20 protein-coding genes are annotated in these 23,509 nt (G+C 42.7%); 14 read left to right on the top strand and 6 right to left on the bottom strand.

Going from position 1 to position 23,509, the window contains the following annotated elements:
* Positions 1-81: 81 nt before the first annotated feature.
* A complete protein-coding gene (locus BS1321_RS13805) occupies positions 82-1,068 on the bottom strand; it encodes an ABC transporter substrate-binding protein (protein ID WP_063233932.1) in 987 nt (328 codons plus the stop codon).
* A gap of 190 nt (positions 1,069-1,258) precedes the next feature.
* Here BS1321_RS13805 and BS1321_RS13810 point away from each other — a divergent pair, with 190 nt between their 5' ends.
* Positions 1,259-2,263 carry a FecCD family ABC transporter permease gene (locus BS1321_RS13810; RefSeq protein WP_063233933.1) on the top strand — a complete coding sequence of 335 codons (1,005 nt, stop codon included), beginning with the start codon at positions 1,259-1,261 and terminating at the stop codon, positions 2,261-2,263.
* Complete coding sequence (locus BS1321_RS13815) at positions 2,260-3,315, top strand: FecCD family ABC transporter permease (RefSeq protein ID WP_063233934.1); 1,056 nt, start codon at positions 2,260-2,262, stop codon at positions 3,313-3,315. The genes BS1321_RS13810 and BS1321_RS13815 overlap by 4 nt, the downstream gene beginning before the upstream one ends.
* A gap of 56 nt (positions 3,316-3,371) precedes the next feature.
* Here BS1321_RS13815 and BS1321_RS13820 read toward each other — a convergent pair whose 3' ends face one another.
* Positions 3,372-3,905: a YceI family protein gene (locus tag BS1321_RS13820; RefSeq protein ID WP_063233935.1), complete on the bottom strand. Its 534-nt coding sequence runs from the start codon at positions 3,903-3,905 to the stop codon at positions 3,372-3,374.
* 195 nt (positions 3,906-4,100) lie between these two features.
* Positions 4,101-6,323, bottom strand: coding sequence for an MMPL family transporter (locus BS1321_RS13825; protein WP_081112968.1), 2,223 nt, complete (start codon positions 6,321-6,323; stop codon positions 4,101-4,103).
* Between the two features lie 207 nt (positions 6,324-6,530).
* Here BS1321_RS13825 and BS1321_RS13830 point away from each other — a divergent pair, with 207 nt between their 5' ends.
* From BS1321_RS13830 to BS1321_RS13880, 10 genes are all read left to right on the top strand, one after another.
* Complete coding sequence (locus tag BS1321_RS13830; RefSeq protein ID WP_063233937.1) at positions 6,531-8,138, top strand: catalase; 1,608 nt, start codon at positions 6,531-6,533, stop codon at positions 8,136-8,138.
* Between the two features lie 190 nt (positions 8,139-8,328).
* On the top strand, positions 8,329-8,559 hold the full coding sequence (locus BS1321_RS13835) for a CsbA family protein (RefSeq protein ID WP_034309928.1): 231 nt from the start codon (positions 8,329-8,331) through the stop codon (positions 8,557-8,559).
* Between the two features lie 218 nt (positions 8,560-8,777).
* Complete coding sequence (gene uvrB, locus BS1321_RS13840) at positions 8,778-10,763, top strand: excinuclease ABC subunit UvrB (RefSeq protein WP_063234134.1); 1,986 nt, start codon at positions 8,778-8,780, stop codon at positions 10,761-10,763.
* Between the two features lie 6 nt (positions 10,764-10,769).
* Positions 10,770-13,649 carry an excinuclease ABC subunit UvrA gene (gene uvrA, locus BS1321_RS13845; protein ID WP_063233938.1) on the top strand — a complete coding sequence of 960 codons (2,880 nt, stop codon included), beginning with the start codon at positions 10,770-10,772 and terminating at the stop codon, positions 13,647-13,649.
* Positions 13,650-13,879: 230 nt separating this feature from the next.
* Positions 13,880-14,980, top strand: coding sequence for a DUF4097 family beta strand repeat-containing protein (locus tag BS1321_RS13850; protein ID WP_063234135.1), 1,101 nt, complete (start codon positions 13,880-13,882; stop codon positions 14,978-14,980).
* 358 nt (positions 14,981-15,338) lie between these two features.
* Positions 15,339-16,274 (top strand): HPr(Ser) kinase/phosphatase, encoded by a 936-nt coding sequence (hprK, locus tag BS1321_RS13860; RefSeq protein WP_063233940.1) that lies wholly within the window; start codon positions 15,339-15,341, stop codon positions 16,272-16,274.
* 26 nt (positions 16,275-16,300) lie between these two features.
* Positions 16,301-17,113 (top strand): prolipoprotein diacylglyceryl transferase, encoded by an 813-nt coding sequence (lgt, locus tag BS1321_RS13865; RefSeq protein WP_063233941.1) that lies wholly within the window; start codon positions 16,301-16,303, stop codon positions 17,111-17,113.
* Positions 17,114-17,140: 27 nt separating this feature from the next.
* On the top strand, positions 17,141-18,085 hold the full coding sequence (locus BS1321_RS13870) for a nucleoside recognition domain-containing protein (RefSeq protein WP_063233942.1): 945 nt from the start codon (positions 17,141-17,143) through the stop codon (positions 18,083-18,085).
* Positions 18,075-18,743, top strand: a complete 669-nt coding sequence (gene ppaX, locus BS1321_RS13875; protein ID WP_063233943.1) for a pyrophosphatase PpaX — start codon at positions 18,075-18,077, stop codon at positions 18,741-18,743. The genes BS1321_RS13870 and ppaX overlap by 11 nt, the downstream gene beginning before the upstream one ends.
* Positions 18,740-19,258, top strand: a complete 519-nt coding sequence (locus BS1321_RS13880) for an acyltransferase (protein WP_063233944.1) — start codon at positions 18,740-18,742, stop codon at positions 19,256-19,258. The genes ppaX and BS1321_RS13880 overlap by 4 nt, the downstream gene beginning before the upstream one ends.
* 36 nt (positions 19,259-19,294) lie before the next feature.
* On the opposite strand, the gene BS1321_RS27515 is transcribed toward BS1321_RS13880, so the two are convergent.
* The 3 genes from BS1321_RS27515 to BS1321_RS13890 form a co-directional block, all read right to left on the bottom strand.
* Positions 19,295-19,438 carry a YwzD family small protein gene (locus BS1321_RS27515; RefSeq protein ID WP_155726479.1) on the bottom strand — a complete coding sequence of 48 codons (144 nt, stop codon included), beginning with the start codon at positions 19,436-19,438 and terminating at the stop codon, positions 19,295-19,297.
* A 70-nt stretch (positions 19,439-19,508) separates the two neighbouring features.
* Positions 19,509-20,147: a class D sortase gene (locus tag BS1321_RS13885; RefSeq protein WP_174524173.1), complete on the bottom strand. Its 639-nt coding sequence runs from the start codon at positions 20,145-20,147 to the stop codon at positions 19,509-19,511.
* Between the two features lies 1 nt (position 20,148).
* Positions 20,149-21,207, bottom strand: coding sequence for a processed acidic surface protein (locus tag BS1321_RS13890; protein ID WP_063233946.1), 1,059 nt, complete (start codon positions 21,205-21,207; stop codon positions 20,149-20,151).
* Positions 21,208-21,701: 494 nt separating this feature from the next.
* Here BS1321_RS13890 and BS1321_RS13895 point away from each other — a divergent pair, with 494 nt between their 5' ends.
* Both BS1321_RS13895 and hisG read left to right on the top strand, forming a co-directional pair.
* Positions 21,702-22,886: an ATP phosphoribosyltransferase regulatory subunit gene (locus tag BS1321_RS13895; protein ID WP_063233947.1), complete on the top strand. Its 1,185-nt coding sequence runs from the start codon at positions 21,702-21,704 to the stop codon at positions 22,884-22,886.
* On the top strand, positions 22,879-23,508 hold the full coding sequence (gene hisG, locus BS1321_RS13900) for an ATP phosphoribosyltransferase (RefSeq protein WP_063233948.1): 630 nt from the start codon (positions 22,879-22,881) through the stop codon (positions 23,506-23,508). Before BS1321_RS13895 ends, hisG begins: the two co-directional genes overlap by 8 nt.
* Position 23,509: the final 1 nt, after the last annotated feature.

The following is a 23,509-nucleotide window of genomic DNA, read 5'->3' on the forward strand; positions in this document are numbered from 1 at the left end:
CCTCAATTGAAATGAATTTGAAAAAATGAAACGGCCTTTCTCGATTTATATATCGAGAAAGGCCGTTTCTTAGTATGAATATTACTTTTCAAGCATGATTTTTTCTATATCATCTAGCATTTTATTAGCTGCAATTACGCCGCCAGCTGTATTCCAAGTAGCGTCGCTAACCTCATAAGCTTTTCCATTTTTAACTGCGTCAAGGTTTTTCCAAAGTGGATCATTGGTCCATTCTTTTGCAGTGCTTAGGGCTTGTTTGTCCCCTTCAGGAGCGTATGTGAAATAGAAGAGAATATCTCCATCCATTTTAGGGATGACTTCTTTCCCTACCTCAATGGCAAGGTTACCTAATTTATTATCTGCAGTGAATAGTTCCTTCTGTTGTTCTGCACGTTTAAATCCTAATTGATCGAAAATCACTCCAGAGAATGAATCTGTGTAATAAATACGAGTAGTTCCAGCCATGAAACGAACAATGGAAACTTCTTGATTTACTTTATCACCCAATTTAGCTTTAAGATCTTCTGTGTGTTTATCGAATTCTGCAATTACATCGTTACCTTTTTCTTCAAGGTTCAAGGCTTTTGCATATAGTTTAAAGTTTTCTTTCCAATCTCCTCTTAGCGTTTCCGATAAAACGGTAGGGGCGATTGCATTTAATTTATCATATACAGCTTCTTGGCGTATCTTGCTTCCGATAATCAAGTCAGGCTTCAGTGATGCGATTTTCTCTAAGTTAACTTCATGTTCAACACCAACAACTTCGACCCCATCCATATCATCTTTAATATGGTCGTACCAAGGGTCACCAAGCCATGATTGAACGGCACCAACAGGTTTAATTCCTAAAGCAAGCAATGCTTCAGTGCCTTCATTTGTTAGAACGACCACTCTTTTAGGTGTTTCTTTCAACTCGGCAGTACCCATGGCATGCTCAATTGTGTAGCTTTTCTCTTCTTTCTTGTCTTCAGCTTTATTTTCGGCTTTATCATCCGAATTCCCGCAAGCTGCTAGAAGGAAGACTGCAAATATTGTAAAAATCGTTAATAATGACTTAAATCTAAACATCTATGTATCCCTCCCAATTTTCCGGCAAATGATAATCATTCGCACTTAACAGCACCATCATAAAATGAATATACTTTTCTGTCAATATATAATTGAAAATGATTCTCAAATTCGTTGACATAATCCTGTTTACGCCAGTACAATTGAATTAAATGATGATATACAAACGTGATTGGAAAGGTAACTGGATATGTTATTAAAAAATTCATGGCAGAAATGGATGGGGCTGTTCATTACCATTCTTTTGCTGCTGTTTTTACTGTGCTCAAGCATTGTATACGGTTATACAGATACAACCTGGAAAATGGCCATCGATGCTTTTACCCATTTCAATGGGACGAATGAACACATTGTCATTCAATCAGTCAGACTTCCGCGTGCCTTGATTGCTTCGGCAATTGGTGCAAGTTTAGCCATCTCGGGGGTTTTGATGCAAACGCTAACTAAAAACCCCCTCGCCTCTCCAGATATATTCGGGGTCAACGCCGGGGCGGGATTGGCGGTGGTCACTGGGGTCACCGTTTTTGGGATAAGTAATCTTCAAGTATTCACATGGCTGTCATTCATAGGGGCGGCCATAGCCGCGATAAGCATATATATGATTGGAAGCATGGGACGCGGCGGCTTGACACCGATGAAGCTGACATTGGCTGGTGCAGCCATGACGGCCATGGTAGCTTCACTTACACAAGGTCTTCTTGTTTCTAATGAGGCCCTTTTAGACCAAGTCCTATTCTGGCTTGCCGGATCCGTTTCCGGCAGAAGTCTGGACAATTTAGTTGCTGTCCTGCCTTATCTTGTCGTAGGTTGGGGCCTTGCCTTGATCATGTCCGGTAAAATGAATGTTTTGTCCATGGGTGAAGATGTTGCAAAAGGTCTTGGACTGAATATAGTATTCCTTAAACTGGTTCTGGGGCTGGCAATCATCCTGCTCGCTGGCGGATCAGTAGCGGTTGCGGGTCCGATTGGCTTTATAGGAATCGTCGTTCCGCATCTTACCCGTTCTATAGTAGGCATCGATCATCGCTGGTTGATTCCGTTCTCCGGACTTTTCGGGGCGGTGCTTTTGATTGCAGCCGACGTCATATCCAGGTATATCCTGATGCCTCAAGAAGTTCCGGTTGGAGTCATGACAGCCATAATCGGGACCCCATTCTTTATTTATATAGCCAGAAAGGGGTTCAGCGGTCGATGAAGTCATATAAGAGCTTTCGTTTGTTTAATGAAAAAATTTCATTCTTGATGGATAAAAAAGCTATGATCGTGATTTTTATATTATTTTTAGTCACTTCACTAGTGTTTGTGATTAGTACTGGATTGGGTGAAATGAATATAAATCCGTTAAGTGTCCTCCAAGTCCTTTTCGGAGGGGGGACGGAGAGTGATCGGCTTATCATCCAATCTTTCCGTCTGCCTAGAATAATTGTTGCCCTGTTGGTAGGGATGGGCCTTGCTGTAGCTGGAGGAATCCTTCAAGGGATGATTCGAAATCCACTTGCTTCGCCTGATATCTTGGGGATAACAGGAGGAGCGACTGTAGCGGTCGTTGGATTCTTGGCCATTTTTAGCGATAAGAATCATTCTTTAACAGTGAGCATCAATTGGCTGCCGTTAGCTGCATTCATTGGGGCGACAGTCGTGGCCTTTCTTGTTTATTCCTTAGCCTGGAAAAATGGAGTTCCCCCGATAAGACTTGTGTTGATCGGGATTGGGGTGATGGCTTTAATGAAGGCACTCACTACGATAATGATGATTCTTGGCCCCGTCTATCAAGCGAGCCAGGCAAACCTTTGGATCACGGGGTCAGTGTCTAACTCCACCTGGAATAATATCGCTGTACTGGCACCATGGACGATTCTATTCCTGTTAATCGCCTTCCTGTATGCCAGAAATATTAATTTACAGGAGCTAGGCGATGACCTTGCAACGGGGCTTGGGGGACATGTCCAAAAACAGCGGTTTACGTTATTGATGATCAGTACGGCCTTGATTGGTGGTTCTACCGCTTTTGCTGGAGGAATAGGATTTGTGGGATTAATGGCACCACACATGGCCAGAAGGCTGGTTGGTTCGAGTTTTGGAGTGTTACTGCCCACTTCAGCTTTGCTTGGTGGCATCCTGGTTATGGTGGCGGATTTGATTGGGCGGACCTTATTCTCACCTTTGGAAATACCGGCTGGCGTCTTCACAGCGAGCATCGGGGCACCATACTTCATTTATTTACTATATAAAACGAGGAATTCATAAATCCGGTAAATGTAGAAAGAAGCAGCCATCCTAGGGATGGCTGCTTCTTCTTTTCATTAAGCTTCTTTAGCTGCTTCGATTTCAATGGTAAGCGTGATTTGATCGCCGATCAGTACGCCGCCTGTTTCTAATGCCGCGTTATAGGTAAGGCCATAATCACTGCGTTTTACTTTCCCTTTTCCGCTAAATCCTGCTTTTTCATTTCCCCATGGATCTTTCCCTTGGCCTTCGAAGGTGATGCTGAAAGTTTCTTCTTGTGTGATTCCATTAAGAGTCACATTTCCAGTTACATCGTATTCATCTTCATTCGTTTTCACGATTTTTGTTGATTTGAATGTTAATGTAGGATTTTTTTCTACATCAAAAAAGTCAGCGGAACGCAAGTGATTATCCCGATCTGCATTCCGTGTGTCAATACTGGCCACATCAACGGTAAAATCGATTTCAGCAGTTGTTAGATCCGATGGGTTTGCTAAAATGCTTGCTTCGAACTTATTAAAACTTCCTTTTACTTTAGCGATCATCATATGTTTTACGGAAAATTCAATAGCACTGTGAGTCGGGTCGACTGTCCATTTTGTATTTGTCATGTTTATTCCTCCTAATTAATAATCTTGAATTTATATATCTTTAATTTGAGATATCTTAACTTAATGTAATTATAAGAGGTGGAAGCAATAGTGTCAACTGAAAGTTTTCCTTAATTTAGAAAATATGAAAAACCCTGTGTATTTATGGGGCACAGGGTTTTTTCTTATGTAGAAGTTTAAAGCTGACTAACTATATTAATTGGCATGTTCTTTCTCTTCCTGATTGGTCACTTTACTCGGCCAAAATGCATGGCGGCCAAGTAGGGCGGTGATCGCAGGAACAAGGAACGGGCGCACAATGAATGTATCCATTAACACACCAAGAGCAGTAATGAGCCCGAATTGAACCAATACTTGAATCGGAAGTGTGGCAAGAACGGAAAAAGTGGCTGCCAAGATTATTCCGGCGGATGTGATGACACCGCTAGTTTCGGCAACGCCTTTTCTGATGGCCTGCTTGATGGGCATTGTTTCTTTCTTACGCCAAATGCTTGAAACCATGAAAATGTTATAATCTTCTCCAAGTGCAACCAGGAATACAAAAGAATAAAGTGGAATTGTCCCCTCTATGGCATCGACACCCATGAAATAGTGCAGGATTATCCAACCTAAGCCCATAGCTGCAAAGAATGAGAGAATGACTGTCCCCATTAAATACACCATCGCTGTCACAGATCGCAAGTAGGCTAAAAGGAGCAAGGAAATCAGGACGATGATGATCGGGATGATCATGAATTCATCGGATTTTACGGTATCCCTTTTATCGAATTGCGTCGCAGTTTGCCCGCCAATCCAAACCTTTTCATCGACGGAAGATATATTGGCGGCCTTCAATTCTTTCTCCGCCATTGTGCGGATTTCCGGAATGGAATCAATGGCATCGATATCATATGGGTTGATGTTGAATGTGACCTCATAGGATTGCAGATCTTTATTGGATTTACTTGTGACTGGATCGGCAACACTTTCAACAATATTCATCCCCTCTAATGCCGGCGCTAAATCGATATCTTCCCCATCCGTATCGACAACCACTTTGGCCGGTGCCAGTTCGCCAGGTGAGTACGAGTCGGAAATGACAGAATAGCCTTCACGGGAGTTCATATCTTCAGGGAAGGAAGAGAGAATATCATATGAATATTTTATTTGTGAAGAATATCCAGCTAAAACACTGAAAATGATCAGGCATGTAAGAATGACGGTCCATGGCTTGGTTGTGACGATATGTCCAATCCAGTTACCGATGCGTCCTTCTTTATGCTTTTTGACGGCTTTTCCCTTTTTCCTTGCCCGTGCTTCTTCCATTTCTGGTGTACGCGGAACGATTGGGAAGAACGAAGCCCTTCCGAATACAGAAAGCAATGCCGGTACAAGTGTTAAAGCTGCCAGTATCATGATTAAAATGGACAAGCTGAATGGTACAGCGAAACGGTGGTAGGCTCCGTATTTGGCTACAAGCAATGTTAGCAGGGAGATGACGATCGTAAGGCCGCTCATCGCAATGGCGCCTGATGAATCTTTAAATGCGGCGATCATGGCTTTCCGTTTGCTTTCATGATTTCTTAATTCACTTCTGTAGTGAGAAATTAAAAATAGACAATAATCCGTTCCGGCACCGAATAATAATACGGTCATGATTGAAATGGCCTGTGAATCGACTGTAATCCAACCATGATCTGCCATGAATCCAAGGATCGGGCTCGTGACAATATAGGCGAAGCCAACTCCGATTAGAGGAATGATGGCTAAAAGCGGGGAGCGGTAAATGAGTAATAACACGACAAGTACAAGTATTACTGTCGCTAATAGCAATTTGAAATCTGCACCTGAAAATAAACCCGTTGCATCGACGGATATCCCTACAGGACCTGTCACTCGAAGGGATAATTCATCTGAATCCGTCGAGACCTTGAATGGGTCCGATCCAATGTGTTCCGATACGGCTTCATTAATGCTCTCAAGATTTTTTTCGAGAATTTCAGTCTCGGTCTTTTCTTTAAAGAAAAGCGGCTGTACGAAAGTCGTTCCATCTTCTGAAACCGATTCTTGAAGAGCAGGCAACGGAATTTCATGGAGCGGCGGTAAAAAAGATTGCTGTGTCAATGGTCTATCTGTCAGTTCTTTGGAAAGGTACTGGATTTCGGCCAAGTCGGCTTCTGTCAGTCCACCTTCCCGATGCCATGTAAGTAGGGCAGGTAATCCAGAGGAGTTAGGAAACTCTTCTTTAATAAGTTCATCAGCCACGACTGAAGGTGAGTCTTCAGGCAAGTCTGCGGCATTATTTACTGTTCGATCATTAACGGCAGGCAATGTGAAGGTTAATGCGATTGCTGCAATTATCCACACAGCAATGACAACCCAACGACTGGTTTTTCCGGTCATCATCCTGCCAAGTCTTCCTAATATTGATTCGTCCAATGAAGGCACCCCGCTTTTTGAATTATTTATCCTTAGTTCATTATAATGGAGTGCTGTTGACATATACAAAAATGGGTATGCTTACTCCATGTTTCTACTAGAAGCTTCAAGTTGTTAATGGCATGAGGGGAAAAGTACTTATTTAACTAATTTCAATTAAATTTGAAGATTGAAGAGTGAAATATAGGGAATAGGGGAAAGTATGGTATGGCTTTTATTAACAGAGGAGGGATTTTTTTGTCCGATAAATCCAAAAAACCAAATGATGAATCGAAAGAAACATTAACGAACAGGCAAGGGCACCCGGTAACGAATAACCAGAGTCTTAGAACTGTAGGGAACAGAGGACCTAGTACACTTGAGAACTATGATTTTCTGGAAAAGATCAGCCACTTCGATAGGGAGCGTATCCCTGAACGGGTTGTGCATGCCCGTGGTGCAGGTGCACATGGTTATTTCGTTCCGACCGGTAAAGCGGGGGACGAGCCGACTTCAAAATATACGAGAGCGAAGGTTTTTCAGGAAGAAGGTAAAAAAACCCCGGTATTCGTGAGATTTTCATCCGTTATTCATGGAGGGACGTCCCCGGAAACGTTACGTGATCCCAGGGGATTTGCCGTCAAATTTTATACGGAAGATGGAAACTGGGATCTTGTAGGAAATAACCTGAAAATTTTCTTTATCCGAGATGCCATGAAATTCCCGGATTTGATTCATGCCTTCAAACCGGATCCGGTCACGAATATTCAGGACGGCAGGAGGATTTTCGATTTTTGCTCGAGTTCGCCTGAAACATTCCATATGGTTACCTTTGTGTTTTCCCCATGGGGCATTCCAGCTAACTACCGCATGATGCAAGGATCAGGGGTCAATACTTATAAATGGGTGAATGAGGAAGGGAAAGCCGTGCTTGTCAAGTATCACTGGGAACCGAAACAAGGGATCAAGAACCTGACACAGCAAGAGGCAAATGAAATTCAAGCTACGAATTTCAATCATGCCACACAGGATCTATATGAAGCGATTGAACGCGGGGACTATCCTGAATGGGATCTCAACGTACAGATCATGAGTGATGATGATCATCCTGAGTTGGATTTTGATCCGCTGGATGATACGAAGATCTGGCCGAAAGATGAGTTCCCATGGCTGCATGTCGGTACGATGGTATTGAATAAAAACCCTGAAGACTATTTCACTGAAGTCGAACAGGCTGCATTCGGCACGGGTGTCCTAGTGGATGGACTGGACTTTTCTGATGACAAGATGTTACAGGGACGTACATTCTCTTATTCCGATACACAACGTCACCGTGTTGGCGCGAATTATCTGCAATTGCCAATTAATGCTCCAAAGAAACCAACAGCCACGAATCAGACTGGCGGACAGATGCAATATGAAGTTGGCAGAGGCAGTCAAAGCCCGCACATCAACTACGAACCATCAACCGTCGGCGGCTTGAAAGAAGCCAAGCAGACGGGCAAGGAGTATACACCTATGGTGGAAGGGAAGCTTGTTCGTGAGACAATCGATCGCCAGAACAATACGAAACAGGCTGGTGAAACATTCCGTGAATTCGAGGATTGGGAAAAAGACGATTTAATTTCCAATTTAGTGGCGGCATTGGCTCCTGCCGACAAGCGCATTCAGGAAAAAATGATAGCACTTGCCGAAGAAGCCGATGAAGAGTATGGCCGCAGATTGAAAGAGGGACTGGCCACGGCTTCTGAACATACGGACTCTTCAAAACCTTTGGGTGGGACGGATAACCCTGAGGACGCCGTTAAAAAAGGACATGAAGCGGATCCATATTGATTGGAGTGAAAAGAAGCAAACTTCCCTTTAAAGGGGTTTGCCTCTTTTTTTTAATGGGCATAATTGATGGATGTGTGGAATGTTCTCCTGATGATGCCTTGAAAATCAAGTGGGAAATTGATTGGCAAAAAACCTCATAATCATTTAAACTGAAACTACTCTATTTTTCTCTTATAAAGGAGATGAAAAAATGATTAAAATTCTTTCTGCCCTTTTCCTTCCTTGTCTACTTGTCATGCTATTTTCAAGAGTCACCTATAACAATGTCGTAGGCCTTGTTTTAACTGTTGCCTTGATTACAGCTTCCGCATATAAAGGTTATACGCATACAAACTTATTGATCATCGTCGATGCCTTATCCCTGACAGTGGGATTTTGGTTATCAAAAAGAATGATGAAACGTACATCCAAGAGCGCCTGACACTAAAGGTGCTTTTTTTGTACTCAAACGTGTCATTCCCCTCAACACATCATGAAGTCCGTAACCTAAAAATAGAATGGATGTTCGCTTATTACTGGTTTGTTTTAAGGCTATTGTGGTAGAATGTGTATATATGCTTTATTAAACCGGAATAAATAGAAGGGATATAGGCATGTCCCGTTTTCATATAAAAATATTTCAATAGGAGGCTATGCTTGGTGAAGGATAAGTTTGAGTTAGTCTCAAAATACTCTCCTCAAGGAGATCAACCGGCAGCAATTGAAATGCTGGTCGAAGGGATTAAGGAAGGCAAGGAAATGCAGACGTTATTGGGTGCAACGGGGACAGGGAAAACGTTCACCGTTTCCAATGTGATCCAAAGAATCAATAAACCGACTCTTGTCATTGCCCACAATAAAACGTTGGCAGGGCAGCTTTACAGTGAGTTCAAAGAGTTCTTCCCTAATAATGCCGTTGAATACTTCGTTAGCTATTATGATTATTACCAGCCAGAAGCTTATGTTCCATCCACGGATACCTTCATCGAAAAAGATGCAAGCATCAATGATGAAATCGATAAACTGCGTCACTCGGCAACTTCGTCTTTGTTCGAAAGGAAAGATGTCATCATCATTGCCAGTGTTTCGTGCATATATGGACTCGGTTCTCCTGAAGAGTACCGGGAGATGGTTGTTTCCCTCCGAACAGGCATGGAAATAGAACGGAATGCCTTGCTGCACAGACTCGTGGATATTCAATATGAGAGGAATGATATTGCTTTCCAAAGGGGGACTTTCCGCGTTCGCGGCGACGTGGTCGAAATTTTCCCGGCCTCACGTGATGAACATTGCGTACGGGTGGAGTTTTTCGGGGATGAGATTGACCGTATCCGTGAAGTCGATGCCCTGACTGGTGAAATTACTGGTGAACGTGAACATATCGCCATTTTCCCGGCTTCCCACTTCGTAACCCGCGAAGAGAAAATGCGGATAGCCATTCAAAATATCGAAACGGAATTGGAAGAGCGATTGAAGGAATTAAGGGAAGATGAAAAACTCCTTGAAGCACAGCGCTTGGAGCAGCGGACCCGTTATGATTTGGAAATGATGCGGGAAATGGGCTTTTGTTCAGGGATCGAGAACTATTCCCGCCATTTAACCCTTCGTCCCTCAGGTGCGACACCATACACTTTAATAGATTACTTTCCAGAGGACTTCCTATTGGTCGTGGATGAATCACACGTAACCCTTTCGCAAATCCGCGGAATGTTCAATGGCGATCAGGCGCGTAAGCAAGTGCTAGTCGATCATGGCTTCCGTCTGCCGTCTGCAAAAGATAACCGCCCGCTAAGATTTGAAGAATTTGAAAAAAAGGTCCATCAATCCATATTCGTTTCGGCAACTCCGGGACCATATGAACTCGAACATACGCCAGAAATGGTTCAGCAGATCATCCGTCCTACCGGATTGCTGGATCCGACGGTAGAAGTGAGGCCTATTGAAGGGCAGATAGATGACTTGATCGGTGAAATACATGAGCGCGTCAAAAAGAACGAGCGTGTGCTCATTACGACCTTGACGAAAAAGATGTCTGAAGATTTAACTGATTATTTAAAGGAAATCGGCATTAAGGTCCAATATCTTCATTCGGAAGTGAAGACCTTGGAAAGGATAGAAATCATTCGGGAACTTCGAATGGGCAAATATGATGTACTCGTTGGAATCAATCTTTTAAGGGAAGGCCTGGATATTCCGGAAGTGTCGTTAGTGACCATTCTGGATGCCGATAAAGAAGGGTTCCTTCGCTCGGAACGTTCGCTTATTCAAACGATGGGCCGTGCAGCCCGTAATTCCAACGGCCACGTCATCATGTATGCAGACCGCATCACGAATTCGATGGAACTTGCCATCAATGAAACGAGCCGGCGTCGTGAAATCCAGGGAAATTATAATAAAGAGCATGGAATAATGCCTCAAACCATTCAAAAGGATATCCGTGACTCCATAAGGGCGACTCATGTAGCCGAAGAAAGCGAAGAGTATAAGGAAGACCTTGCACCAAGCCTCGCGAAGCTTCCTAAAAAAGAGCGTTTAAAAGTGATGGCAAGCATGGAAAAAGAAATGAAAGAAGCGGCAAAGGCACTGGACTTCGAGCGAGCTGCCGAGCTGCGTGATTTATTACTAGAGTTAAAAGCGGAAGGGTGACGAAACATGGCAATGGATAAAATTGTGATAAAAGGTGCCAGGGCCAACAATTTAAAGAATATTGATATCACGATACCGAGAGACAAACTTGTTGTGCTGACCGGATTATCGGGATCTGGAAAGTCTTCCTTGGCTTTTGATACGATTTATGCAGAAGGGCAAAGACGTTATGTAGAATCACTTTCCGCTTATGCCCGTCAATTCTTAGGCCAAGTGGATAAACCGGATGTCGATGCGATTGAAGGTTTGTCACCAGCCATTTCCATAGACCAGAAAACGACCAGTCGAAATCCTCGTTCAACCGTAGGGACTGTTACGGAGATCTATGATTATTTAAGGCTGTTATTTGCACGGGTCGGAAGACCGACCTGTCCGATCCATAATATTGAAATCACCTCACAAACGATTGAGCAAATGGTGGACCGCATTCTTGATTACCCTGAGCGAACCAAGCTTCAGGTATTGGCACCGCTTGTCTCAGGCAGAAAAGGGACACATGCAAAAGTTTTGGAGGAAGTTAAGAAACAAGGATATGTCCGCATTCGTGTGAACGGGGAAATGCATGATCTCAGTGAGGAGATCACTCTCGAAAAAAATAAAAAACATTCGATTGAAGTCATCATAGACCGGATCGTCATTAAAGAGGGTATCATGGCTAGGCTTGCAGATTCATTGGAAAGTGCTTTGCAGCTTGGCGAAGGCAAAGTCATCATTGACGTCATGGGTGAGGAAGAGCTGCTGTTCAGTGAACATCATGCTTGTCCATACTGCGGATTTTCTATTGAAGAGTTAGAGCCGAGAATGTTTTCCTTCAATAGCCCGTTTGGGGCCTGCCCTGATTGTGATGGCTTGGGGGCGAGGCTTGAGGTGGACCGTGATCTGGTCATCCCGAATCAGGATTTAAGCCTCCGTCAACATGCGATTGCGCCATGGGAGCCGACGAGTTCTCAATATTACCCGCAGCTCCTTGAAGCGGTAGCCAACCATTATGGGATAGATATGGATGTGCCCGTTAAAGATTTACCGGAAGAGAAAATGGATAAGGTCTTGCTTGGTTCAGGTAAAGATAAGATATATTTCCGTTATAAAAACGATTTTGGAAGAGTGCAAGAAGGATATATTCCTTTTGAAGGTGTTTTAAGAAACATCGAAAGGCGCTTCAAGGAGACGAGTTCAGACTATATTCGTGAGCAAATGCAGAAATATATGTCAGAACATCACTGTCCAACCTGTAAGGGTCATCGATTGAAAAAAGAGAGTCTTTCCGTGCTCATTCAAGGGGTCCATATAAGTGAAACGACAGCTTTATCAGTGGAAGATGCGTTAGTATTTTTCGATGAGCTTGATTTGACTGAAAAGGAAGCTGCAATTGCGAAATTGATTTTACGTGAAATTCGTGAGCGGCTTGGTTTCCTGGCTAATGTAGGTTTGGAATATTTGACGTTGAGCAGGGCAGCGGGAACATTATCAGGCGGTGAAGCGCAGCGAATACGATTGGCGACGCAGATCGGTTCCCGATTGACGGGAGTCCTCTATATCTTGGATGAACCTTCAATAGGGCTGCATCAGAGGGATAACGATCGATTAATCGAAACATTGAAGAATATGCGCGAAATCGGGAACACCCTGATTGTTGTCGAGCACGATGAAGATACGATGATTGCTGCGGATTATTTGATCGATGTTGGTCCTGGAGCAGGAGCACATGGAGGAGAAATCGTGGCCGCTGGTACTCCGGAAGAGGTCATGAATAATCCTAAATCCTTAACGGGCCAATATTTAGCAGGGAAGAAATTCATTCCATTGCCATTGGAACGCCGGAAAAATGATGGTCGTGTAATTGAGATAAAAGGTGCCAAGGAAAATAATTTGAAAAACGTTAATGTGAAATTCCCACTTGGGGTCTTTACAGCCGTTACAGGAGTCTCTGGATCAGGGAAAAGTACATTAGTGAATGAGATCCTCCATAAATCATTGGCTCAAAAGCTGAATCGGGCAAAAGCCAGACCAGGCGATTTCCGTGAGATCAAGGGTATTGAGCATTTAGATAAAGTCATTGATATTGACCAATCACCGATCGGCAGAACCCCACGGTCGAATCCAGCTACCTATACGGGTGTATTCGATGATGTTCGTGACGTGTTTGCCTCGACTAATGAAGCGAAAATCCGCGGTTATAAAAAAGGAAGGTTCAGTTTCAATGTGAAGGGCGGCCGCTGTGAAGCATGCCGTGGTGATGGCATTATCAAGATTGAAATGCATTTTCTCCCTGATGTCTATGTCCCGTGTGAAATCTGTCATGGGAAACGTTATAACCGTGAAACTCTTGAAGTGAAATATAAAGGGAAAAACATTTCCGACATTCTCGATATGACAGTTGAGGAAGGCGTTAGTTTCTTTGAAAATATCCCAAAAATCAAACGGAAGCTACAAACGATTTTTGACGTTGGTTTGGGTTATATCAAGCTTGGACAGCCTGCTACCACTTTATCAGGCGGTGAAGCACAAAGGGTGAAACTTGCTTCTGAATTGCATCGTCGTTCCACTGGGCGCTCCTTTTATATCTTGGATGAACCAACAACCGGACTTCATGTCCACGATATAGCAAGGCTGCTCCAGGTTCTGCAGCGGCTGGTTGACAATGGGGATACAGTTTTGGTGATCGAGCATAATCTGGATGTCATCAAGACGGCGGACCATATTATTGACCTGGGACCGGAAGGCGGAGATAAGGGCGGTACGATCGTCACTTATGGAACACCTGAAAAAATATGTGAAGTTTCCGAATCGTATACGGGAAAATACTTAAAACCTGTACTTACCCGTGATCAAATTCGCATGGAAAATTGGATTGAAGAAAAAGAAACTGAGCATGAACATGCTTAAAAGAACAAGCCATCAGGCTTGTTTTTTTGTAGAAAAATGACGGTGTGCATTTAATCAATCATTTGATTAAAGAGTAGGAAAACAAGATATTTCCGGGGAAATCATACATCTTCCTGTTCGGAAATTGTCATTTCCCTTTGTCGAATGATGGGAAAAACGGTATTTATGAAACTTTTTAGATATCTAGGCGTATGTATGAATAAAATGATAGAAGAAAGCGAGGAATGTTCATGCAGGAGGAAAGAAAGAAGATTTTAGAAATGATTCAGGATGGAAAGTTATCAGCGGAAGAAGCCATGGGCCTATTGGAAGAATTAGATAAAGCCAGTCAGGAAAGTGAAGCTAAAGAGCAGAAATTGCAAAATGAATTATCGACGGTAGTCGTGGATAAGAAAAGCGAAGGAAGCACTCAGGATACGTTTAAGAAGAATATCCAGTCATCGAAAGAAAAGATTATTGATTTCGTTGAAAGTGCTTTTAAGAAAATCAAAGAAACGGACCTAGATTTCAATTTCGGGAAATCTGTGGAGGTCAGTCATATTTTCCAGCATGATCATGATTTCCTGAATGTTGTTGATGTAGATATAGCAAATGGGAAAATAAAAATCGCCGCATGGGACCATAATGATGTCCGGGTTGAATGCCAAGCTAAGGTATACCGTGTGGAAGATATAGAAGAAGCCAGGAGAAACTTTTTAGAAGAGGTCGATTTTACGATTGAAAATGGAAAATTGAAGTTCAAGGTTCGTGAAAAATCCATAAAGGTTGATACGATCATGTACATTCCAAGGAAGGAATATGAGGACATTCATGTAAGGATGTTCAATGGAGCAATCACGACTGAATCATTGAAATCAGAGAACCTTAAAGCGAAAACGGCGAATGGTGCCATTCATATCATGCAGGGTACGGGTGAATCGTGTGAGCTTGAAACAGGTAATGGGTTGATCACCATTTCAGATACCAACTTTAATGACTTGGAAGCCGAGACCCTGAATGGACCGATTAATGCCGATGGGTACTTCAAGAAATTGGATGTCCAAACTTTCAATGGGGAAATCATCTGTACGAATTCAGGGATGGATTGCGATTCGATCCATGCTAAGTCAGTCACTGGAAAAGTCCAGCTGACCCTGCCACCAGGTAAGGCGATCGAAGGAGAGTTGAAATCAAATTTAGGAAGCTTTAATGTTACTTTGGAAGGGATGACCATCATCGAAGAGAAAAGTGATGTGGTTCAGAAGGTCCTTAAGTTTAAGACGGTTAAAGAAGAGGTTCCTGTGCTTCATGTCTTTGCAGAAACCAAGACTGCAGCGATAACGGTTTCCTGATGAAGAAGAAAGCCCGCTGATATAACTGGCGGGCTAGACTGTAGGCAAACTCGATGGAAAACGAGTTTGCCTACATTTTTTTTATGGTTTGTACAATTTGGATGTTGATTTCCGCCCCCTTTTGTCTGCAAGGTGAGCCCACCAATTTTTGGGGATGAAACAAGCGAAAGGATTCTGAAGTATTGTATGTTCCTCTCATCTCTTTCCTATTCACAGGGACCTTCCCACTGCCGTCATCCGGTTGGAGTGAATAAAAAAACAATAAATCGATAATGCTTTGTTTGGTTATTAACAGAAAAATGCTAAAATAGAAAAAGTATCTCAAAAAATAGCATCGCTCCAAAAGGAGGAAAGATATATGGCAAAAGTCCGTACAAAGGATATAGTAGAAGCGTTCGGTCTAGAACTTATCAGTGGGGAAGAAGGAATTAACCGACCAATCGTAACGAGTGATTTATCTCGTCCCGGACTTGAAATAGCCGGTTTTTTTGATTATTATCCCGCGGATAGAGTACAGCTTTTAGGTATGACGGAGATGTCCTTTTTTAATCGGTTGAATGAACCGGATCGAATACAGAGGATGGAAGAGTTATGCAGGGACTTTACTCCAGGCATCATCATTACGCGTGGTCAGGAAGTGCCGATAGAGTTGATCGAAGCTTCTGAGCGGGAATCGGTTCCTGTGATGAGATCTAGTATGAAGACAACAAGGTTATACAGCCGTCTGACCAATTTCCTTGAAAGCAGGTTGGCACCAACCACTGCTGTTCATGGTGTATTGGTGGATATCTATGGGTTAGGGGTGTTGATCACCGGGAAAAGCGGAGTCGGTAAAAGTGAGACAGCCTTGGAATTAGTGAAACGGGGTCATCGTCTCGTAGCCGATGATTGCGTCGAAATCAGGCAGGAAGACCAAGATACGCTAGTCGGGAATGCACCGGATTTAATCGAACATCTTCTTGAAATAAGAGGATTGGGAATCATTAATGTAATGACACTTTTTGGAGCTGGTGCAGTTCGGAGCAATAAAAAGATCTCAATCGTCATCAATCTGGAACTATGGGAAAAAAACAAGCAGTATGACCGGGTTGGTCTTGATGAAGAAAAAATGAAAATCATCGATACGGAAGTGACGAAAATTACCGTTCCTGTCCGTCCAGGGCGAAATTTAGCCGTTATCATTGAAGTGGCAGCCATGAATTACCGCCTGAAACGAATGGGAGTAAATGCTGCAGAACAGTTTTCAGATCGCTTGAACCATGCCATTGCAGATCCGGAACATGATGAATTTTAAAAGGTTATAGGAAATGAGGGGACAAAATGGAACAAGGAATACAGCCGCTGAATCCAATAGCGATAGATCTAGGCCCCATCCAGGTACATTGGTATGGACTAATCATCGGGTTCGGTGTGTTATTGGGTCTTATTATCGCTTTAAGGGAATCTGAGCGAAGAGGTCTTGATAAGGAAATATTTACGGATATGATTTTGTTTGCTGTCCCAATCGCGATCATTAGTGCCCGTATTTATTATGTGATCTTCCAATGGGAGTACTATTCACAAAACCCGGGGGATATCATAAAAATATGGAATGGCGGAATTGCCATACATGGTGCGTTGATTGGATCGGTGCTGACTGCAATCGTCTTTGCCAAGGTCAAAAAAGTCTCATTCTGGAAGCTGGCGGATATTGCTGCACCGAGCTTATTGTTGGGGCAGGCGATTGGCCGTTGGGGTAATTTCATGAATCAGGAAGCGCATGGGGGAGAAATAACAAGGTCATTCCTGGAAAATATGCATTTGCCTGAATTCATCATTAATCAAATGTACATAAATGGTGCGTATTATCACCCAACCTTTTTGTATGAATCGATTTGGAATATCGTCGGTGTCATTATTCTCTTAAGTTTACGGAAGGTGAACTTGCGCAGGGGGGAACTATTTTTAACCTATGTATTATGGTATTCCATCGGCCGTTTTTACATTGAAGGATTGCGGACGGATAGTTTGATGCTGACGGAATCGCTGCGTATCGCACAAGTGATCTCGATTGTGTTGGTAGCTGTAGCCATTGCTTTAGTGGTCTATAGAAGGGTCCGCGGGCATGCAGACAAAAAATATTTAGATGCATAGGGAATATGTGTAAAGGGAGAGGGCATAGTGTTAGTGGATTCGATTAAAAAGGGACTTCTTTCAGGCTTGAATACAACTTGGTCTTTGGGAAAAGTGATATTCCCAGTCACTCTGATCGTCACTGTGCTTCAATATACGCCTGTCTTGCCCTTCATCATTAACTTGATAGCGCCTTTGATGAATCTCATCGGTCTTCCAGGGGATGCGGCAATTCCGCTCGTGTTAGGGAATTTCCTGAATTTGTACGCAGCGATCGCTGGCATATTAACGCTTGATTTAACTGTGAAAGAAGTTTTTATTATCGCTATGATGCTATCTTTTTCACATAATTTATTGATCGAGTCAGGTGTGGCTATGAAAACCGGTGTCAAGCTGTGGATCATCTTAACTGTACGGATCGGGCTTGCGCTTTTATCGGCGGTCGTCATCAATCTTGTTTGGCAGGGCGGATCTGAAATGGCCCAAGGAGTGGCTATCGGGGAGGCTGCAGAGATTAACGGAGCGGGTGCAATCCTTTTACATGGGGTCATCCAGGCCCTTTCAGGAATCGGCCAGCTGGCGGTCATCGTTATTCCGCTCATGGTGGCGGTTCAAATCATGAAAGATTTAAAATGGCTGGAAGCCTTCTCGAAAGCCCTGGCTCCCTTCATGAAGGTCCTGGGGATGAAGCCGAATGCCTCCATGCCTTTCGTTACAGGCCTGACTCTCGGTTTGGCATATGGAGCAGGCGTAATGATTCAAGCGGCTAAAGAGGATAATGTTTCGAAGAAGGATATGACGATTGCATTTATCTTTTTAGTTGCCTGCCATGCTGTTGTAGAAGACACACTGATTTTTATTCCGCTGGGGATTCCGGTCTTGCCGTTGTTACTTATTCGGGTACTCACTGCCATTGTTTTAACGATGGCCGTTGCGTATATATGGAATCGGACTGACAGGGTACAGAGAAAGGAAGCTGTATATGAACAGTAACATAACTACATTATTATTTGATCTTGATGGGACGTTGATCAATACAAATGAATTGATCATCGCCTCTTTTACAGAAACTTTAAACCACTTTTGTCCTGGAAAGTTCAATCGGGAAGATATCATTCCATTTATCGGACCGACTTTGGTTGATACTTTCTCTTCCATTGATCCAAAACGAGTGGATGAAATGATTGCATACTATCGGGAGCATAATTGGAGGAACCATGATTTGCTTGTGACACAATTTGACGGAGTGTTCGAAACCGTTCAAACATTGAAGCAGAGCGGCTATAAATTAGCAGTCGTTACGACAAAGAAACGTGATGTCGTCGAAAAGGGCCTGCGTTTAAGCAAACTGGATCAATTCTTTGAAGTGGTGGTCACGCTGGATGAGGTGGAAAAGGCAAAGCCGGACCCAGAGCCTTTGGTAAAAGCTTTAAATCAACTCGGTTCGGTTCCTGAAGAATCGATCATGATTGGCGACAGTTATCATGATATTATGGGCGGGAAAAATACAGGTACAAAAACGGCAGGGGTCTCATGGTCCATTAAAGGCCGTGAATTCTTAGAAAGTTATCACCCTGATTATATGCTTGAGCAGATGGCAGATTTATTGAATATCGTTGAGGTTGACAAGCTCACGGAGGCAAGAAAATGAGACGCACGTCCCGCTATCCAGTTGAAGGGGCCAATTCACTATGGCATGTATATAAGACCGTTCCATTCTGGAAAGTCGTAAAGAATTTTGTGGTGATACAGTTGGCGCGTTATACGCCTTTTCTGGGCATGAAGAATTGGCTATACAGGACTTTTTTACATATGAAAGTCGGGAAGCATACTTCGTTTGCCTTGATGGTCATGCCGGATGTGATGTTTCCGGAAAAAATATCGGTTGGAATAAATACTGTCATTGGCTATAATACGACGATCCTTGCTCATGAATATTTGATTCATGAATATCGTTTAGGAGATGTAGTCATTGGTGATGAAGTATTGATTGGAGCGAATTCGACCATTCTTCCAGGACTTTCAATTGGTAATGGGGCGATTGTCTCTGCGGGGACGCTTGTCCATAAGGATGTTCCGGAGGGAGCTTTCGTCGGGGGAAATCCAATGAAAATCATATATACCAAAGAGGAAATGCTTGAGAGAGAGCAGCAAACTTCCTTATGAAAAAAGGGACTTGCCCATATATGCGGCAGGTCCTTTTTAATGGCATTTTGGGTATAACGGAGTCAGTTCATTCTTTAGATGCCCTATCACTTCGTTGATTGATACATTTTCCTGGTTCACCGTCGCTTCATACGTTTCTTTTAAAATTCGAAAAAAACTTTCCTGTGCCTGTTTATCCATATTGAGCATGTCCTCCTATCATCTATTAAAGATTTATGAAGATGGGGCTGAACAACTTCAGCCCCATATCTCATTTATCTATTTCCGATTTCAATAAATCGGCAACCAATACGTACCGTTCCGGTGCACTACCAATATATGAAAAAGGATAGCAGGTTGTTACTGTCAGTGTAGCTTTAGGCTTGGGAACGATCACGGTACGGTCATCTGCATCGACGATACGAACCTTCCTCACTTTATATGTAAACGAACCGGCTTCTGTCTTGGCAATCAGCAAGTCGCCCTCGCCGACTTTACCTAGATCTCTGAAAATTGTATCTCGGTGACCGGATAAAACGGAATTATCCTTTTCACCGGGGAGGACGGACCCCGCATAATGACCGACACCCTTTTCGAGTTCATCTTCGTCCGTTCCGTGATAAATTGGGAGTGTTGCCTCGATTTTTGGAATATAAAGCTCACCCATCAAATCACCTTTCTCCGGTCGTTCTTCATATAGTTCAAGCCGAGCGGGAATATCTGCTTTCGTCTTCGGTTCGGGGAGCTTAGCCGTCACTTCCGTTGTGTCAGATTTCATTTTATATAGGGCATAGCCTTTTAACAGCGTATAGGCGTTTGTCGTTGTAAAATAAAAGCCTAAGGTTAAAAAGCAAACAGCAGTGATAAGTAACCACTTTTTCTTATGCCTGGATTGCCTATTTTTGCTCATCTTAATTAGTGAGTCTCGCTTTTCTAATTAATCCGAAAGCGATACCCATCAACACTAAACCGATTAAAGCACCGAATAAGTAATTACCAGCCGTTTTAGGAAGCACTCCGCCTTTTTCCGTTTTATGTTCAGGTTTTGCGGGTTTCTTCTTTTCTTTTTTTACCTCAGCCACTTTAGAAATGACCTCAGTGGACTGTTTAATGTCATTACCGGTTTCTTTCACTAAATCAGAACCGATCATTTCACCTGTCAATGTGAAATCGAGCAAAAAATTGCTGTTTAAATCATAAATGGAAACTAGTAAACTAGCATTCGTCAATTCCTTAAGCTGGAATAAAGCCTCAAGGGATAGGTTTGTCGTGACACCATCCTGAATTAAGGCGAATTTGAATTGAATTTGCAGCAAGCTTTGAAGATCTTTATATATAGAAAGCAACTCAGCCACTTGTTCTGCTGACAATTCATCAATTGTTTCAAAATACTCGAGTTGATCCATCCTATCGGAGATCGCTATTAAACGATCTTCAAAAGAAGGGTCTTCGACGATAGGTAAAAGATGGTTCATGAATCTGTCGAGCTCTTCGTCTGTAAGGCCGATCTCAGTAAAGAGACCATCCATTAAATCGATGATTTCTTCCTCATCATATTCCATCTCTTCCTCATCATAACCCATTTCTAAATCGATGATATCCTCAATGTCGTAAATGAAATGGAAGGTATCGATGATGGAATCTCCCTCTTCCAGTTCGCCGTATTCTATTAATAATTCCGTAAGTTCAGCTTCTGTCATTTCATATTCATTAAGTAGATTCTGTAAGGTCTCAGGGGTGACGGTCTGTCCTAATGTATCACGCAACTCTTCTACCGATTCCAGTTCATTCAATGTTAAGTCATAATAGGATAAATACTCTTCCAATTCTACTTGCGTCATTCTAACTTCAGAAAGGTATGCATTAAGCTCATCCTGGTTGATCTTAGTTGCCGCAAAACCCTTCGTTCCGCTTAAACCCAGTGAAAAAAGAACGATAAGTGCCACAAAAAATGTAAAAAATCTCTTCATTCCCAGTTCCTCCTAAAATTTTATAATGTTACCAAACTCCTAAATATTATAAAACAGCTAAACCAAATGGTATACATTAATAACGATAAATGGCTAAAGATAGGAAGAATTATCCGGGGAAAAAGGTATAATTCCTTCCGATAGGACTTAAACCAATCATGAAGAATATCCATGACCACCGTGGTATTGAAGTAATGGGGTTAGGCATATTTTCCTTGACGTAAGGTGGGGGCAGGGGTAAACTATTAATAACTTCAACCTGCTACCATATTAGCGAACTAAAGTGATTTAATAGATTATTTCGAGTATTTATATGATTATGTCATTTTATTTGATACTATTTTTATTATATGTTATCCGAAATTTGGATTTAAGCGTGAAACCTTGGAAAGATAAAGGGATAAACAAAATAATGAATGGGTGCATCGGTTTTTGCCTATAGGCGGACCGATTGGATATAGATAGTAATCAATATTTCAAAAGGATGTGCAGTCGTGACAAAGCCATTTATGTTTGAAAAACCATTAGGCATGAGAGATACATTGCCGGTGCTGTATGAAACGAAAGTGTTGGCCAGAAATAAAATGAGTGATGAAATCAAGAAGTGGGGCTATCAATTTATTGAAACGCCTGCTTTGGAATATTATGAAACAATTGGAGAGGCTTCAGCAATATTGGATCAACAGTTGTTTAAACTTCTTGATTCCCAGGGGCATACGCTAGTACTCCGTCCAGAGATGACAGCCCCCATTGCACGGGTCGCAGCATCCAAACTGTTAAAACAGCAAATTCCGCTTCGCTTGGCCTATTCCGCGAATGTATACCGGGCACAGCAGCGTGAAGGAGGCAGGCCTGCAGAATTCGAACAGATTGGTATTGAGTGTATCGGAAATAAGTCTATAAGTGCCGATGCTGAAATGATTGCCCTGCTCGCGGATGCTTTAAAGGCTGCCGGACTTCAGGATTTTAAGATTTCCATTGGACATATTGGATTTCTGCAAGAATTTTTCTTAAGCATTCTAGGTACGGAGGAAAGAGCCTCTATATTAAGGAAGTTTTTGTATGAAAAGAATTATGTTGGTTATCGCGAGCATGTTAAATCACTGCCGCTTTCATCGATTGATAAACAACGGCTTATCGAATTTACCTCATTAAGGGACAGTGAAGGAACCTTGGAAAAGGCGCTAGGGTTGGTTGAAAATAATAAAGGGCAAGATTCTTTGGCTGAACTGAAGGAATTGTCTGCGCAGCTGAAAGAATTTGGCGTAGAACAATATGTGAGCTTCGACTTAACATTGGTCAGTCATATGAGTTATTACACGGGAACCTTATTTGAAGTGTATGCCGGACAAGTTGGTTCGCCGATCGGCAATGGCGGCCGGTATGATAATCTGCTTGAGAAGTTCGGCTGGAATGCTTCGGCCACAGGTTTTGCAATCCGGGTGGATCGTCTTGCAGAAGCTCTTGGGGAGCCGATTCAGCCTGTCGCACCAGAATGTATTTTATTCAGTCCCGAACGGAGATTGGAAGCAATTGAATTTGCAAGAATGAAACGCTCCGAAGAGAAATTAGTAACGATTCAAGATATTACAGTCGTCCAAAATGTCGATGCTTTTACACGGACATTTTCTGAAGTTCATTTATTCGTAGGGAATGGGGGGAATGGAAAAGATGAATAATAGCTTTTTAACGATTGCGATGCCGAAAGGGAGAATATTTGAAGAAGCGGCAGAGCTATTAAGAAGGGCCGATTTTCGTCTCCCTCCCGAGTTTGATGATTCCCGGAAATTGATCCTTGAAGTGGAAGAGGAGAATCTGCGGTTCATTTTAGCTAAACCGATGGATGTCGTAACTTATGTGGAACACGGCGTCGCTGACATTGGAATTGCAGGGAAAGATGTCATGTTAGAAGAAGAACGTGATGTCTATGAGTTACTTGATTTGAAAATCAGTGCCTGCTATTTAGCTGTAGCTGGACTGCCTGGTACGAAAATAAGTGACATCGCCCCCAAAATAGCCAGTAAATATCCGAATGTTGCCTCCAGTTATTTTCGCGAGCAGGGGGAGCAAGTCGAGATTATAAAGTTGAATGGGTCTATTGAGTTAGCACCGTTAATTGGTTTAGCTGAACGAATCGTCGATATCGTTTCAACGGGGCGGACATTGAAGGAAAACGGTCTTGTGGAATATGCAAAAATCGCCAATGTGACTTCGAGGCTTGTGGCAAACCCTGTCAGCTATCGAATTAAAGAAGCAAGGATTACTGAAATCGTGGAACGACTAGCAGAAATTATTGAATAGT

Origin of the sequence: Peribacillus simplex NBRC 15720 = DSM 1321 (assembly GCF_002243645.1) — a bacterium.
In the GTDB taxonomy this organism is placed as follows: domain Bacteria; phylum Bacillota; class Bacilli; order Bacillales; family DSM-1321; genus Peribacillus; species Peribacillus simplex.